Source organism: Bacteroides fragilis NCTC 9343, assembly GCF_000025985.1.
In the GTDB taxonomy this organism is placed as follows: Bacteria; Bacteroidota; Bacteroidia; order Bacteroidales; family Bacteroidaceae; genus Bacteroides; species Bacteroides fragilis.
In genome coordinates this window covers 4,474,434-4,490,496 of the sequence record NC_003228.3, presented here as the reverse complement: position 1 = coordinate 4,490,496, position 16,063 = coordinate 4,474,434, and the positions used below count along the sequence as shown (strand labels likewise).

General features: G+C 44.3%; 10 protein-coding genes and 3 tRNA genes. 12 read left to right on the top strand and 1 reads right to left on the bottom strand.

Features of this window, described 5'->3' with window-relative positions; genetic code table 11:
* Positions 1 to 2: 2 nt before the first annotated feature.
* Genes BF9343_RS18395 through BF9343_RS18370 form a run of 6 tightly spaced genes read left to right on the top strand, consistent with a single transcriptional unit; the run spans position 3 to position 9,625 of the window.
* On the top strand, positions 3 to 599 hold the full coding sequence (locus BF9343_RS18395; RefSeq protein ID WP_005799113.1) for a DUF3575 domain-containing protein: 597 nt from the start codon (positions 3 to 5) through the stop codon (positions 597 to 599).
* Positions 600 to 623: 24 nt separating this feature from the next.
* Entirely contained in the window at positions 624 to 2,474 is a 1,851-nt protein-coding gene (locus BF9343_RS18390) for an OmpA family protein (RefSeq protein ID WP_010993575.1), read from the top strand.
* A gap of 23 nt (positions 2,475 to 2,497) precedes the next feature.
* The gene (locus BF9343_RS18385) at positions 2,498 to 4,960 is read left to right on the top strand and encodes a Calx-beta domain-containing protein (RefSeq protein ID WP_008661733.1); all 2,463 of its coding nucleotides are present in this window, start codon (positions 2,498 to 2,500) and stop codon (positions 4,958 to 4,960) included.
* Positions 4,899 to 7,535, top strand: coding sequence for a BACON domain-containing protein (locus BF9343_RS18380; RefSeq protein WP_041926265.1), 2,637 nt, complete (start codon positions 4,899 to 4,901; stop codon positions 7,533 to 7,535). The genes BF9343_RS18385 and BF9343_RS18380 overlap by 62 nt, the downstream gene beginning before the upstream one ends.
* Before the next feature lie 33 nt (positions 7,536 to 7,568).
* The gene (locus tag BF9343_RS18375) at positions 7,569 to 9,227 is read left to right on the top strand and encodes a FimB/Mfa2 family fimbrial subunit (protein WP_010993573.1); all 1,659 of its coding nucleotides are present in this window, start codon (positions 7,569 to 7,571) and stop codon (positions 9,225 to 9,227) included.
* Between the two features lie 14 nt (positions 9,228 to 9,241).
* Positions 9,242 to 9,625: a hypothetical protein gene (locus BF9343_RS18370; RefSeq protein WP_005791766.1), complete on the top strand. Its 384-nt coding sequence runs from the start codon at positions 9,242 to 9,244 to the stop codon at positions 9,623 to 9,625.
* Positions 9,626 to 9,823: 198 nt separating this feature from the next.
* Here BF9343_RS18370 and BF9343_RS18365 read toward each other — a convergent pair whose 3' ends face one another.
* Positions 9,824 to 12,043: a beta-N-acetylglucosaminidase gene (locus BF9343_RS18365; protein ID WP_010993572.1), complete on the bottom strand. Its 2,220-nt coding sequence runs from the start codon at positions 12,041 to 12,043 to the stop codon at positions 9,824 to 9,826.
* Between the two features lie 121 nt (positions 12,044 to 12,164).
* On the opposite strand from BF9343_RS18365, the gene yaaA reads away from it, so the two are divergent.
* From yaaA to BF9343_RS18335, 6 genes are all read left to right on the top strand, one after another.
* Positions 12,165 to 12,938, top strand: coding sequence for a peroxide stress protein YaaA (gene yaaA, locus BF9343_RS18360; protein ID WP_005804200.1), 774 nt, complete (start codon positions 12,165 to 12,167; stop codon positions 12,936 to 12,938).
* Positions 12,939 to 12,944: 6 nt separating this feature from the next.
* The gene (locus BF9343_RS18355) at positions 12,945 to 13,496 is read left to right on the top strand and encodes a sugar O-acetyltransferase (RefSeq protein ID WP_005791762.1); all 552 of its coding nucleotides are present in this window, start codon (positions 12,945 to 12,947) and stop codon (positions 13,494 to 13,496) included.
* A gap of 189 nt (positions 13,497 to 13,685) precedes the next feature.
* Positions 13,686 to 13,760 (top strand) — tRNA-Val (locus BF9343_RS18350).
* Positions 13,761 to 13,789: 29 nt separating this feature from the next.
* Positions 13,790 to 13,864 (top strand) — tRNA-Val (locus tag BF9343_RS18345).
* Positions 13,865 to 13,915: 51 nt separating this feature from the next.
* A tRNA-Val gene (locus BF9343_RS18340) sits at positions 13,916 to 13,990 on the top strand.
* 173 nt (positions 13,991 to 14,163) lie between these two features.
* Positions 14,164 to 16,050 (top strand): glycoside hydrolase family 35 protein, encoded by a 1,887-nt coding sequence (locus tag BF9343_RS18335; protein WP_010993570.1) that lies wholly within the window; start codon positions 14,164 to 14,166, stop codon positions 16,048 to 16,050.
* Positions 16,051 to 16,063: the final 13 nt, after the last annotated feature.

Below are 16,063 nucleotides of genomic sequence, written 5' to 3'. Positions count from 1 at the left end.
GAATGAAATCAGTTATACGACATATTTTGAGTGTCGCCGTTTTATTTTGCTTAATCAGCGGAGTACAGGCACAAAGTGTCAAAGTGAATATTCCTTTTTGGCTGACCGGTTCGCCTAACGTCGGCTTTGAGTATACATTGACGAGGCAACTCACGGTGAACGGTGAAGTGCTATGGATGCCGTATTTATTCAAGAAACATGAAGAAGTGTTTCGGGCACTCCAGAGCAGTGTTGAATTGCGCTATTATGTGAATCCTCGTAACTTTTATACTAACGACTCATGGGATGGATTTTATATTGGTCCCTATGCTATGTACGGTAATTTTAATATCGGTTTATTAAAGCATAACGATCCGTTGCAGAGCTATCGTCGTAAAGGTTGGGGAGTATCGGGAGGTATCTCGACCGGGTATAAATTTGCTTTCAACTCTCGTTGGGGGCTGGATCTGAATATTGGCCTGGGATATGCGCACCTCCAATACAATAAATATTATTTGGGTGGAGAATATGTGAATTTCCCTTTGGAACGTAAAAAGACGAAGAGGTGGATAGGTCCGACTAAGTTCGGTATAAATCTCACCTATAATATATTCCGATAATGTTACTGATAAAAAGTTGCTGAAATGAGAAAGAAGAAGATACAGATTCTCCTGTCGGCTGCCGCATTCCTTTTTCTGATGGGAGGGACTATGCCTTCCGTTGCGCAGGAGCGGAAGATAGGGCGGGTAGAACGGCGGGCAGACCGTAATTTTATCAGGCAGAAATTTGATAAAGCGATGGCTCAGTATGAAACGGCTATCAGGCGTGAAAAAGATGAGGCCGGTCAGGCTGCGCTTCATCTCAAAACAGCGCGTTTGTATTTCATGGTAAGGGAATATGGTCGCGCCTCGGAGCATTATGATAAAGCAATGAGCTTGCGTCCGGATTTGCTCGGGGTAGATGATGTCTGTGATTATGTGGATGCTCTGCGTTTTCAGGGACAAGCCCGCAAAGCAGAAGCCATTTGCCTGGATAATGCCTATAAAGACATATATAGCCGCTATCAGCGCTATCAGAATACATTGGAGGCACTTGCCATGCGCCATTCGGTTCAGGAAGATCCCGGGTTTTCGGCAAAACGCTTATTACTGAATACATCGAACGCTGAATTTTGGGTTGGTAATTATGGGGAACAACCGTTTTATGCCATTAGTTACAGTAAATTCAATGATCCGGGGAAATTATTCTTCCATCGTACTCACTATTATGCACTTGACGAACCCGGTGAAACCGGTGTTGAGACTCAGAAACCTCCAAGATATTATGGCTATTTCCGGAAAATACCTGCTGACTTACAGAATGGTCCAGTGACCTTTTCGCCGGATATGAAGTCGATGGTAGCTACGGTTATCGAGTATGATAAAGAGAAGACAACCGTAGAGATGGCAAACCGGAAGCTACGTCCTTTCCGTACAAAGTTGTTTTACTCTGTGCTAAAGAACAAGAAGAAACGATTTACGAAGTATGTTCCGGCTTTTCCACAGGAAGAGATGTCTTCGTATGCCCACCCTTACCTGTTTAATGAAGGCAAATCATTGTTGTTTACCTCTGACATGCCCGGAGGATACGGTGGGTTCGACCTGTATGTTGTCCATTGGGATGAAGAGGCTCAGGCATGGGGGACTCCTGTTAATCTGGGACCGGATGTCAACACGGAAGGCGATGAGATCTTTCCTGTAATCTATAAAGGACGTCTTATCTTTTCGTCTAACGGATTGCCGGGATTCGGTGGTTATGATCTGTTCAGTGCTTATTATGATAAAGATGGAGTGATTCCGGGCAGTATCAGCCATTTTCCTTATCCGGTAAATTCCGTCTTCAACGATTATTATATGTGTCCGCTTGACTTGCGAACAGCCTATTTTGTATCCGATCGTGAAATGGCTTCAAGAGACGATATCTATTACCTCCGTACAGTAGAGGATCTGGGAACCCAGCAAGGGATGCCTTTTTACGGGATGAGTGAGGAAAATGCAATTTTAGGTGGCGCTTTGTTGTTGAACGGCACTACGGAAACTGTTTCTCCGGAGTCTGTCACACTGAAGCAGTATGCGCCGGAAGGATTGCTGATGACTCTCTATTTTGATTTCGATTCGGATGAGTTGACCGATGAATCTGTACGGAGACTCGAGCAATTTATCAATGAAATGGGTACTTACCAATTTTCCGAACTTAGGTTTGATGGTTTTGCCGATGAGATAGGTAGTGACAGTTATAACTATTCATTGTCAGAGCGAAGGGCGGAAAGTGTTGCGGAGTTTCTGCGCAATCATGGTTTAAACGTACGTTTCGGCATACAGGCTCATGGAAGGATAAAGCTTTCTCCAGAAGAGGTGAAAGAGGAAATTGAGTATCATCGCTGGCCGGAGGGAGGTATCGATTGGATACAGGTGAACCGTAGGGCAAGGCGTGTCGAAATATATAATAAGAGGTAGAAATATAAAAAAGTAAACGATATATGAAGAAGACAAGAATTCATAGAGTGTGGATACTGTTCCTGCTGGGCATCATGGCCTGTCTGCAAGTGAGAGCCCAATATATGCCGGTGGTTTTCGATAAGAAGTATGGCGATAAGAATCAGATTCAGCTGGTTTGTCCCTTAGCCGGTGACGAAGTGGCCATGGTGGGTAAAGAGGGACAGAAGTATAACCTTACCTGGATAGGCAGAGAGGGAGAAGTGCTCTTTTCATTGCCGCTGGCCGGATTTACCGCTGTTAACGAGTTGACAGAGTTGGAGGATAACCGTATCCTGCTTGTCGGGCAATCTGCTGTGATGAATACAAAAGGCAGAAAAGACAATGTGACACTAAGCGGACGGGCGGTCATATTGGATCGTAGCGGTCATATTGTTACCAATATTTATGCAGGAGGACAAGGGAGTGAACTCATGAAGGGAGCCTTGCTGCGTAGCGGGTCATTGATACTTTCCGGTATGGAGCCGAAAGGAGGAAATAGCCGGCAAGGTATTCTTCTGAAAGTGGATAAATCGGGTAGAGTGATTTATCAGTACAAGAATGCCGGAAGTGGTTATTGTGATCAATTCGAGGTGCTGGGCAATACGACTGAATATATATGTGCGGCTTTCTCCGGAGACAAGGAGAAAGAACAGACAACAGTGGTCCGGTTAGATGATAAAGGGAAGCCTTATTATGTAACTGTTATTCCGGCTAAGCGGTTCATCGTGACAGGTATGAATGCCAATATCAATGACGGTTCGGTGATTGTTACCGGTAATTCATCGACTGATGGAGGCATCATTTATAAAATACGGCCGGAAGGTGATATTGTTTTTGCCAAAACACTGATACCCGCCAACCAGGGATCGGTGATGCTTAATCAGCTTCAGGTGGCTCGCAATGGTAATATATTGGTAGGTGGAAGTGGCAGTAAAGGATACTATGCCTTGTTGAGAAATGACGGAACAGCTTTATATTCCGGTACCTCGAATGGAGGTGTGAGAGGTGTGGGTATGAACCGGACTACGGGTGAATCGGTGGTAACAACTTATGATGTCAATGCACGCAGAGGAACGTTTGTCCGTATATTGCCGACGGGTAAAGCTGAGTTTGACCGCACTATTGATGGTAATTTTGATAAGGTTAAGGTAACTAATAACGGTGAAGTGTTACTGCTGTCTTCGGATGAAGGTCGGGTTTGTATGTATTCTGCTACGGGTGAAAAAGAATTTGACCGTTATGTGACGGACAATAAACCTACTGTTTATCGTCAGGCATTGACTGCATCGTCCGGTGAGTTACTTTTTCTGGGCAGTGGCAGTCGCCTTGTCAAACTGGGACATGGACTCTATGTTTCGGATGTGAAAATAACCAAGCCGGTAAACGGAACGGCTACTGCGGTATTTACTGTCACGCTGACAGGATATGCCACTACAAAGGAAGGGGCTCCTGTTCCTGTAAGTGTAGGATATGCCACTCGTGAAGCATCTGCTACAACAGCTAATAATTTTACTCCGGTAAAGGGAAAACTGTCTTTCACCCCTTCACGCGGGACGGCGGATCGCTATCTGGTGAAACAGGATATCGAGGTTCCGGTAAAAGCGAATGATCTGATCGAAGGCGTGAAAGACTTTGAACTGCTATTGTCGGATGTTCAGCAGAGTTATCTGGTGAAGCCTGTAGGGAAAGCGGTTATCGAAGATCAGCAGGCAGTTGTGAAGTTGGTACGTACCGAGCGTGGAGAAGAGGGATCCAAAGATATTTTATATGAACTGGGATTATTTAAAACCGACGGAACTCCTTTGACCAATGCTACGGGGGCAAATATTATAGTAGATGGTATATATGGAGAAGGCACAGCCGATGCGCTCGATTTCGATATGGGATTGACTCCTAGAGTGATATTTGCCAATGGTTCGCAAAAATCATCCTTTAATGTCAGGACATTGGAGGACACCCGCTATGAACTTCCTAAAACCGTGGTAGTGAATTTTAATAAAGTACATAGCCTGAGTGGTTCTAATGTTGCTTTTGATGGTGAACTGTTGAGTTGCAGTGGAATTGTCGTCGATCAGCCGGCACGTCTGGCCATTGCTTCATTGGGTGACCACAGAGTGAATAATAATGTGGTGTCGGGCTTCTTCACTGTTTCGCTGTTGCGTGCTTCAGACGGAGCTTTATTGACCAATGCCACAGGTAGTGATATCATTGTTAACTGTGTGACATTGCCCGATGCTACGGCAAAAGAAGGAAAAGACTTTGTCTTTACCAACCTGCATGACCTACGTATCAGTGGAGACGGTAACCATAGCTCCGCCAATGTGAATGGAGTGGTATTGTTCAGCACGGATACTTTGGAAAAACAGGTGAAACTGAAAATCAAATCTGTAAACCAACCTACAGGTGCACAGCCGATCAGTGTATCGGATGCAGAACGTACGGCAGAGTTTACGATTCGGAAATAAAATGATTCTTGGGGAGAAGAATGCCTTGCATCTCGAGTGTAAGGTATTCTTGTCCGCTCAGAAGAAAATGGATGAAAAAAGAACTATGACAGGAAAAAGAATATATACAGGGTTGATGGGCTTGCTGCTTTTTCTGGCGTTTGCTTGTACGGATGACAGGGAATCGCCGGGGGAAACCAATGGTAATCCTTCATTGGTTTTCAGGATGACAAGAGCTTCAGCAGACATTATCAATAATACGCAAGTCTATCTGTTTGATGGAGATGGAGCTACTGCCGGACAATTCAGGCAGAAAGTGCCGGATGTGACTTACGCTGCAGACCGCCTCACTATGCCGGTTGCGGCGGGGACATGGGATATTACATTGGTCAGTGCTGACGGAGATGTAAACAGTGGATTGGTACAACCTGTCCGTGGACAGGCACGTTCGTCACTGAAAATGTGGGAAACACGTTCTGCCGGTGGGAGTTTGCCGTCTATGCCTGAGCTGCGTACGGCTTATATTACCGGACAGCAGGTTATTGCCGGTCAGGATAATGTCGCTTCCGAAACAGCATTGCTTTCACGGAACGTTGCATTGGTCAAAGTCGTGATAGCCGATGCCGGAGGACTGGATATTAATGGCACTCACACGATGAAATTGACTAATGTGCCTACGACTCTTAACTGGGAAGGAGGGTTATATCCCAATAAAAACAATCCTACTGTGAGTGCGGAGCCTATGACCGGTACTTTTACTATACATAATAATACTGCAATGGCCGGTCATCAGTACAGTGATACGCTTCGGTTTATTGTGCCGGCTCATAAAGGAACTGATTATCTGAATGCACTTCCGACCGACACAACTACCAGTCATCTTAAACTGAGTGTCGATCTGGCCAGTGAAGGAGGAACACGTTTTGAGAAGACGGATGTGGTAATCCCTCGGGTTCCACGAGTAAACGGAATTTTGTTGGTACGCATTTTCCTTGGTGGAAAGCTCGATGTCTCCACTGAGATATTGAACTGGCAGGATACACAGTTGGAAGCTGATTTGTCACAGACCCAACTTTATACGGATAAAGCTTCGGTGGGGATGGCATTTAAAGATACAATACATGTAAATACCAATGCTCGCGAATATACAGTGGAGAAGGCACCTGAGGCCACGTGGATTACTTCGGTGAAAAAGTTGGATGGGAATGCGGTGGAAATTACTGCTGATCTGGATAGCTATGTGGATAATCATCCGCGTACTTCGTATATTACCATTAAGGCCAATAATGTGACCAAGAAAATACCGGTAACACAAAGACCGGATAGAGGTACGATTAAAGTTAGTGAACATAAACTTATCTTTTGTCCTAAAGTACACGAAAAACGTTCGGTGGAAGTTAAGAGTATTGGAGGTGACTGGATATTCTTAGGTAGTAGTCCCAAAGCGACTTCAGACATACAGAATGGGGTAAAAGGAAATACCACAGTTAACTTTACACGTACTTCGACGATTAAGCCGGATGATTTTGATACTTGTTATGGAGATGGTCAGATTGTTGTGAAGAATAAAACAACGCTTGATACGGATACGATTTCGTTAGTGAACTGCTATATTCATGTGGATGATGGGGTAATAAATGCACTTGCTCCAACAGGTTCAGCGCAGACTGCAGTCACTAATTCACAGGATGTGACTGTATTGGGTGGTAGTAGAAATATTATTTTCGATTCATGGGAGTCTTGGATTCATAGTGATTTGAGATGGAATCCGTTAACACAAGTGCTGACTATGACAACAGACCGTGAACCTTCTGATGAGGCCCGTGACGGATCGTTAACTTTCCATCATGCAGATTGCCCGGATTATCAGGTTACGGTAAAAGTACACCAGGATATTATTGTAACAATTCCTCCTTTTGACTATTTTGTTGTTAAATTTATGTGGGATAGGGCTGATGTGGATATTGCGGTTGAATTCCAAGGTAATAATGTATCTGGTGATGGAAGTAATAATTCTTCTTATGATAAAAAGCCCGTTGGATGGAGCAAGAATCAGACTGTTAATTATAATGGCAAACTGCTGCTACAGTGGGGTGGTGATGCACGTCAAGGACAGGGAGAAACTGCATTTTTTAATGCCCCTGTATTGGAAGGCGATGTAAACTCTCCCCGAAAAATAAAATTGGATGTTTATGCAACATGGTATAGTTCAGGGATAGCACCTGCTCCTATGACTTTTGAGATGACTGCTTATAAAGGAGGAACAATGTCTAAAGGAACTGCTGAAACCGGGGATTATAATAAATATAATTATTATAATGAAGGTGGTGAAAGGTTGTATAATGATACTTATCGGGTACTTATTACTACTACCGGAGGTAATGGAACGTATGATCAAGGGGGGTATACAAAAGTTGCAACAATTGTATATGACCGTATTAAACATTCGGCATCTGTAACAGTACTTGCTGCTGCCCCTGCCAATACTCGCTCGTCTCATTCGGTTAAGGTTCCGTTCCGACCGGAAGAAAAGCCCTTCTGGACTCCTGTAATCGTGAATACTTATTCCGATAATTATCAGGGGGAGAGGAGATAGATTTTAGTGTAAACAATGAAAATGCGCTATAATATGAAAATACAATATATAATAGGTATACTGATTGCTTTTCTGTTTGCCTCGTGCAGTCATGAAGAGGAGGAACAGAAACCCGCTTATGGAAAGATAGATGTTGCTGTTTCGGTAACCCTACCGCAACCGGAGTCAGTAAATACTCTTACTCGTGCCGGTGGTCCGTATACGGATACCGATATTAAGAACGCAGACTTGTTGATATTCGACAAAGACGCAAAGTTTATGGAACGCGTCAAAGTAGAGAATGACAGGTTGGTGATCACCGGAACGGGGATTAATTTCACAGTCCGTTTGGATGCCACTTCAGAACGGCGTATCATTCATCTGGTTGCAAACGGTCGGAGTGCTGATGGCACTTCGGATCGCTTGAACTTTGGTGATATAACTCCCGGTATGACAGAAAATGCGGCTATCTCTTCCTTGCAGACAGCCTCGCTCGAACATGTGGATGAAGGAGAGAGCACATTGTTAAACCATGTAATGCCTTTGGTCATGTGGGGACGTTTTGCATTGAACGGAATCAATATCGTAACGAAAGCAGAGGGTGTGAAACTGTTGCGTTCCACAGCATGTATACAAGTGAAGAAGGGTAATGGAGGTGGGAATACCGGACTGGATGATTTTGTCATCGAGGGAATTACTGTACATCAGGGGGCCTGTCATGGCTTCCTGGCTCCGACCGATTGCACAGGAGAAGTAAATACTCCCGTTGTCACAAATCCGGTTACCGGTGGAATCTATCTGGATTATCGTAAGGGTTGGGTTAATGGTGCGGAACCATCTTTATACATTTATGAGCGCAATTGTTCGGCTTCCGACTATATGGGAGTAGTGATTGCAGCCCGGTATAAGGGGAAAAAGGGCTACTATAAGGTAGTGATGAACGGTAATGACGGAAGTCCTTTGAACATTGTACGCAACCACCGCTATATTGTTACAGTGGTGGGAGTCAATGGTCCGGGATATGAAAGTCCGGATATTGCTGTGGCTTCTGCACCTTCGAATGCTTTGAAAGTGGAGTTGACGGATGAAGACACGGATCTGCCCTGTATTGTGGCCGACGGTCAATACCGTATGGCATCGTCTAATAATGTATTCAGCCTATATGGAAAAACAGGTGTGACTACATCGGCAACTGGTGTGGATATTTGTACCGTATATTCCAGTCGTGGTATTCAGCCGGTTCTGACCCTTCCTGACGATTGTAATTGGTTGACAAACCTGTCTGCCCAGGCTTTGGGAAGTAACAAATATAAAATTACGGGGGATTTTACCTCAGCGGCTAATGATGCCGTAGCTACAACCTTGACTATGACGTGTGATAATCTGTCTCAGCCGGTTCGTGTCAGTTGGAATCCCATCATATCGGATCAGAAAGATACCGATTCGTTTGTCCTCGATTTGGTCGGTTCAACCGATCGTAACTGGACGGTACGGGTGTTGAATCCGACATCTCCCGGCTGGCTCTTTCTACACCCATCCGCCGCATCTCCCGGAGCTCTTCCGGGAGACGGCATGGTGTCGGAGCTCAGTAGCAAATACAGTTCGCATGCTTATTTGCATGTAGCTTTCGGAGCGAGCAGGAGAGGGACTGTACAGATGACTTCCGCCTCCAGCGGGGAAACTGTAGCCCGTAAGATAGTAGTTATTCAATAGAACGTTGCGGTAGTATGACCCTAGAAGAGATATTGCAAATAGAAGCACAGAATGTTGATTGTATTTTTCTGTATCAGGAAGAAGGAGCATGGTATGCTTATGAACATTCTGCTTTTTATTGTTATTCTCTTCTGGGCATACTTGATATCGACTGGTTGCCTTGCCCCGATGGAGTCTCTTCCGGGCAGAAAACAATCAGGGTACGTGTTTCCGAACCGGATAAGTTTTTGTGTACTCCTTTGTTACGTCTGATGCGGAAGCGTAAAACAGAATATGTTGTTTTGTGTAAGATTTCGTGTGGAGGTTTTTATTATTGGCGGGAACAGCAACAAATGAAATTTCGTGTATTACAGGAAAGAGAAAGCTCTTGTACGAAGATAAATGAACATGCTGAATGATTAATCTTATCCTCTGCAGCCTGGAAAGGCGGCTTTTTCACGAGCATATTCTTTATATGCTATCTTTAGTGATATTCATCGGTATAGCCTGTGAAGGCTGTTGATGAATTATTGTTTGTTTTGTTTGTGTGCGCCCCTTCCGTATTTTAGCGAAAATATCGGAAGGGGCTTTTGCACAGATAAGTTTTTAATGAATTTCTATTTGTCCAGAGTAATCATGAAGCGGCGCAGGTAAACTTCTTGTTCCGCATTGCCGACATTACTGAAACGTACAGCTTTCACAGGTGTTTGTTTCAAGTTCAAGGTGATGCGGTTCTTTTCCTGTTTGAAATCGACCTTCTGCCATTCTTTGCCATCAGCCGAAATTTCAAGTTGTCCCCAGGCAGCCACGTCCGGTTTACCGAAATCTATATCCAGATTTTCTCCCGGATAAGCTTGATCCAGTTCGATGGTCAGCGTGCATCCGGCTCCCCATTTAATTACTTCGTTGGCAGGTGATACCAATACACGGTTGGTTTTGATCTGTAACGGCTGATTGCGTAATTGCTCTACGTCACTTACCAGTTTGTGGGGCATATAGTCTGTTGCGGCATCCAATTGTGTACCGTGCTCCTTATTATAGCGTTCGGTGACCGTGGTAAATGTTTGATCTATCAGTGGTTTGATCACTTTAGTTGCTGTTTTTACACCCGGTTGGTAAGGATTCTGGTTATAGGTTTGATCTACCTGGAACATTTGCTGTTGCAGTGCTTTCACATGACGGTATTTCCGGATAAAGAGTGAGTTGTCCCCTTTTTTATAAGCTTTGGCCATAGCCAGAACTTCTTGCCCGGTTTCGCCCAATAATTTAAACTGACGGAGCCAAGGCATCATTTCAACAATGAGGGGACGATTCCCTGTGTTGGTCATCAAAATGTCACCGGACTCTACCATCTTTCCGAAAGTTGCTTCCAAAGCGTTGAAGTCAGCTTCGGTATATGAACCGTTTTTCAGGTAGCTATCGAGAAAACGTTGTGATAACGGCTGCAATTCGACAGATTCGTCCCTACGGTATTTATGTCCGTTCGGTCCCAAGTCGGAGTTATGTGCTGCAAAAAATTCCAATTCGTCTGCGGCACTTGGCAGAATGGTACGGATAGCATCTTTCCATGTCTGTTCACTGTTGTATTTTTCAGGATTCCATGCATAGTCGGCTACACTGTAAATTGCAATTTTGGATGCTTCGGCATGTTCCATGGGATTGGTGACAAAGCCTGACATCTGATCGGCAATCTGCGTGTCGTTGCCATAGACCGGTCCGAGTAAAAGATGGTCGCGTACGTAATCTGATACCGGAAAGTTCCACCAAATATACGCCGGACGTTTGATGCGTGCGTTGATCCAAGCTATGCCGTCTTTGGTTATATCAGAAATGACACGGTCACCCGTCCACATTATTTGGATAGAAGGGTTCAGCTTTTCTCCTAAGGTAGTCAGATAATTTCCCTTGGGATTCGACCAGCTTTTATTGTATTCTGTAGGACACATGACCAAAGGAGTGACATCCGGTTTTACCTTTACGAATTTCTCGTCGATATAGTTCAACAGTTCGGCTTGCTTGTTCGGATTGGTGCCTTCTCCCGAGATATCGTCAAAGAATACAGCGAACGAACGGACTCCCAGATCGTACATTTTTTCGAATTTTGCCAGTAGCAGATCGCGGTCTTCCTGGTTCCATTTGATGTCTTGTCCCGGATGAATAGCCCATACAAAGTCCACTTCGTTCTCATTGGCTACTTTTACCAACTCCTGTAATTGGAGGGCCTCTTTTTCGGGATATGGCAGGCGCCAGTTGGGAGAACTGTGGTATGGATCATCTTTAGGCCCATAGATATAGGTATTCATTTTATTCTCTCCGTAGAACTTCAACTGACGGAGACGGGCTTCGTGGCTCCAGGGGGTTCCGTAAAATCCTTCGACTACACCGCGGAAACGGACTGAAGGGTAGTCTTTGATTTCTACTACAGGAAGTTGATTGTCATTCAGTAACTGTGCTAACGTCTGCAAGGCATAGAAAGTTCCCCTTTCGTCCTGGCCGGCTAAGACAATCTCTTTATCATTGATGGCCAAATAATAGCCTTCTTTGTGATTAGGAATCTGTCGGGCGAATTTGCGGATAGCTTTGTCCCCTTTTTCACCGATATAGATGCGAAACCCGTTTTTATCCGAATGCTTTCCGGCAAGCAGGGTTTTCAGGGCACTGACGGCATGTGTGTTTGCCTCTGTATCTCCAACAATCAGATAGGTGTCCGGTAAGCTCAGGTTTCGGGCTTGTGAAAGGACCTGCTGTGGTTGTGGTTGAATACTTGTGATTTGGGCCGAAGCACTGACGCCCAAAAGGAGCCAGGCTCCCAGTAAGTAGAGTCGTTTAATCTTCATTTTAGGTAAAATGTTAGTTTTTCAGGTTTTAGTGACTGCACAAAAATAAGAAAAAAAGTGCATACTGCCGTTTTTCTATTAATTTTGTTCCTTTGAAACATTGAAATAAGGAAAAATGCCTATGCTGATACTTTTATCTTGTGCCAAAACTATGAGTGACGTTTCGAAGACAAAAACGCCTCTCACTACATTTCCCGGCTTCCGGAAGGAGGCAGCGGAGGTTGCTCTGCAGATGTCACAATTTTCAGTCGAGGAGTTGGAACGGCTGTTAAAGGTGAATCCTAAGATTGCTGTTGAAAATTATAGACGCTATCAGGCTTTTCACTCGGAGGGTACACGGGAATTGCCTGCATTGTTGGCTTATACAGGGATTGTTTTTAAAAGAGTTCACCCCCAGGACTTTTCAGAAGAAGACTTTTGCTATGCCCAGGATCATCTGAGATTGACCTCATTCTGCTATGGGTTGTTGCGTCCTCTCGATATGATTAGGCCTTACCGGCTTGAGGGAGATGTACGGTTGCCTGAACCCGGCAACAGAACGATGTTTGATTATTGGAAGCCAATCCTTACAGACCGGTTTATTGCAGATATCAAGAAAGCCGGTGGGGTGCTTTGTAATCTGGCAAGTGACGAAATGCGGGGACTTTTCGATTGGAAGCGGGTTGAGAAGGAGGTTCGTGTGATAACTCCCGAGTTTCACGTCTGGAAAAACGGAAAATTGGCTACGGTAGTGGTTTATACTAAAATGTCGCGGGGCGAGATGACTCGTTATATTCTGAAGAACCGGATAGAATCTGTTGAACAATTGAAGACATTCGCTTGGGAAGGGTTTGAATTTAACGAACAGCTTTCGGACGAGACAAAATATGTATTTACAAACGGAAAAACAGAATGAATCGAGATGACAGAAATAGAAAAAATGCGTAGCGGTGAATTGGCGGATATGTCGGCACCTGAATTACAGGTGAGATTTGAACATGCCAAGAAGTTATTGGCACGAATGCGGTGCTTGAGTACGTATGACGAAACTTATCGGGGACTACTTGAAGAATTGATACCTGATCTTCCGGCTACTTCCGTTATTTGCCCGCCTTTTCATTGTGATCATGGCGATGGCATCCGTTTGGGTGAGCATGTATTTGTGAATGCCAATTGTACGTTCCTTGACGGAGCATTCATCACCATCGGAAGTCATACATTGATAGGTCCGTGTGTGCAAATCTATACTCCACATCATCCAATGGACTATCTGGAACGCCGTAACCCCAAAGAGTACGCTTATCCGGTAACTATTGGCGAAGACTGTTGGATTGGTGGCGGGGCTGTCATTTGTCCCGGCGTGACGATAGGTGACCGTTGTGTGATCGGAGCCGGCAGTGTGGTGACAAAGGATATACCGGACGATTGTGTGGCGGTAGGTAATCCTGCACGTGTTATTAGGTGTCGGATGTAATCCTGTAAGTCAAGCCTCCATTGTATTTCCGGACATACGTTCGGGGAGACTCTGTATGCTTGTTTTTTATAATTGAAAATCAGTTTGTTATTATACCAGTTGAAAACTTTTTGAAAAAAAATATCGCAAATAATTTGTAGGTCTCAAGAAAAGCCATACCTTTGCATCGCTTTTGAAAAGAAAGTGTAAGGGCGTTTAGCTCAGCTGGTTCAGAGCATCTGCCTTACAAGCAGAGGGTCGGCGGTTCGAATCCGTCAACGCCCACAACCGAACACTTTCAATGAAGAATATATGGGCGTTTAGCTCAGCTGGTTCAGAGCATCTGCCTTACAAGCAGAGGGTCGGCGGTTCGAATCCGTCAACGCCCACATTGAAAAGAGATTCAATTTTGCTATATATTCTTCGAAGAAAGATACATCGGGCGTTTAGCTCAGCTGGTTCAGAGCATCTGCCTTACAAGCAGAGGGTCGGCGGTTCGAATCCGTCAACGCCCACTCTATACGGAATCCTTGCAGAATATTTCTGTAAGGATTTTCTTTTTCTGTACTTTACCCGATACAATGGTGTATTAATTCAAGTTATTTTTTAAAAGAAAACAAAGGGAAATTTGGCGGGAAAGTGATTTATTTCTTTACTTTGCTTCATCAATAAACCTATTAATACTACCATGCGAACAAAATCGTTTTTTTTACTTTTGTTGTTGGCTGTCATGCCATTGTGCGTGTTCTCGCAGTCGAAATCTACGTTTGAAATCAAGAATGGACATTTTTATCGTAACGGAAAGATAACGCCTGTTCTTTCCGGTGAGATGCATTATGCCCGTATCCCTCATCAATATTGGCGTCATCGGTTGCAGATGATGAAAGGTATGGGGTTAAATACAGTGGCTACCTATGTGTTCTGGAATCTTCATGAGCCGGAGCCCGGAAAATGGGATTTTACAGGTGACAAGAATTTGGCTGAATTTATAAAAACCGCAGGTGAAGAGGGGATGATGGTTATTTTGCGTCCCGGTCCTTATGTTTGTGCCGAGTGGGAATTCGGTGGTTATCCTTGGTGGTTGCAAAATGTGAAAGGAATGGAAATCAGGAGAGATAATCCGGAGTTTCTGAAATATACAAAAGCGTATATCGATCGTCTTTATAAAGAGGTCGGTAGTTTGCAGTGTACAAAGGGTGGTCCGATTGTAATGGTGCAGTGTGAGAATGAATTTGGTTCATACGTTGCCCAGCGTAAGGATATACCTTTGGAAGAACATCGCGCTTACAATGCTAAAATCAAGCAGCAGTTGGCTGATGCAGGATTTAATGTACCTCTGTTTACTTCTGATGGCAGTTGGCTTTTTGAGGGTGGGGCTACTCCGGGAGCTTTGCCTACGGCGAATGGCGAAAGTGATATTGAGAATTTGAAAAAAGTGGTTGATCAATATCACGACGGCAAAGGTCCGTATATGGTTGCAGAATTTTATCCGGGTTGGCTGTCGCATTGGGCAGAGCCGTTCCCGCAGATAGGAGCTTCCGGGATTGCTCGTCAAACCGAGAAGTATCTGCAAAATGATGTTTCTTTCAACTTCTATATGGTGCATGGAGGTACAAATTTTGGTTTTACGAGTGGTGCTAATTATGATAAGAAGCGTGATATTCAGCCGGATATGACCAGTTATGATTATGATGCTCCTATTAGCGAGGCAGGCTGGGTAACTCCAAAGTATGATTCGATTCGCAATGTGATCAAGAAATATGTTAAATATACAATTCCTGAAGCTCCGGCTCCTAATCCTGTTATCGAAATACCTTCTATTCAATTGAATAAAGTTGCGGATGTACTTGCTTTTGCAGAAAAACAGAAACCCGTGTCGTCTGATACTCCCTTGACTTTTGAACAATTGAATCAGGGGTATGGATATGTATTGTATACTCGTCATTTCAATCAGCCGATTAGCGGAACACTTGAAATTCCGGGGTTGCGTGACTATGCCGTTGTTTATGTGGATGGTGAACAGGTAGGAGTGCTGAATCGGAATACCAAGACCTACTCCATGGAGATAGAGGTGCCGTTTAATGCTACTCTGCAGATTCTGGTTGAAAATATGGGACGCATTAATTATGGTAGCGAGATCGTACATAATACCAAGGGAATTATTAGCCCGGTTCAGATAGCCGGTAAGGAAATTGTCGGTGGATGGGATATGTATCAGTTGCCGATGGACGAAATGCCCGATTTGACCAAATTGAAAGCTGATACACATAAAAATGTACCGTCTGAAGTGGCTAAGCTGAAAGGCTGTCCGGTGCTTTATGAGGGGACTTTTACGTTAGATAAAGTCGGAGATACATTTATGGATATGGAAAGCTGGGGAAAGGGTATCGTTTTTGTGAACGGTGTTAATATCGGACGTTACTGGAAAGTAGGTCCTCAGCAAACACTCTATGTTCCGGGTGTATGGCTGAAGAAGGGTGAAAATAAGATTGTTATCTTTGAACAATTGAATGAAACCCCTCAAACAGAAGTGAAAACAGTGAAAACACCGGTGTTGATGAAGCTTAAGGGCTGAGTGAAACGATGAA

Bases quoted from the DNA above. Each gene is read 5' to 3' on its own strand.
- BF9343_RS18395 (WP_005799113.1), top strand. From the start codon at position 3: ATGAAATCAGTTATACGACATATTTTGAGTGTCGCCGTTTTATTTTGC.
- BF9343_RS18390 (WP_010993575.1), top strand. From the start codon at position 624: ATGAGAAAGAAGAAGATACAGATTCTCCTGTCGGCTGCCGCATTCCTT.
- BF9343_RS18385 (WP_008661733.1), top strand. From the start codon at position 2,498: ATGAAGAAGACAAGAATTCATAGAGTGTGGATACTGTTCCTGCTGGGC.
- BF9343_RS18375 (WP_010993573.1), top strand. From the start codon at position 7,569: ATGAAAATACAATATATAATAGGTATACTGATTGCTTTTCTGTTTGCC.
- BF9343_RS18370 (WP_005791766.1), top strand. From the start codon at position 9,242: ATGACCCTAGAAGAGATATTGCAAATAGAAGCACAGAATGTTGATTGT.
- BF9343_RS18365 (WP_010993572.1), bottom strand. From the start codon at position 12,043: ATGAAGATTAAACGACTCTACTTACTGGGAGCCTGGCTCCTTTTGGGC.
- yaaA (WP_005804200.1), top strand. From the start codon at position 12,165: ATGCTGATACTTTTATCTTGTGCCAAAACTATGAGTGACGTTTCGAAG.
- BF9343_RS18355 (WP_005791762.1), top strand. From the start codon at position 12,945: ATGACAGAAATAGAAAAAATGCGTAGCGGTGAATTGGCGGATATGTCG.
- BF9343_RS18335 (WP_010993570.1), top strand. From the start codon at position 14,164: ATGCGAACAAAATCGTTTTTTTTACTTTTGTTGTTGGCTGTCATGCCA.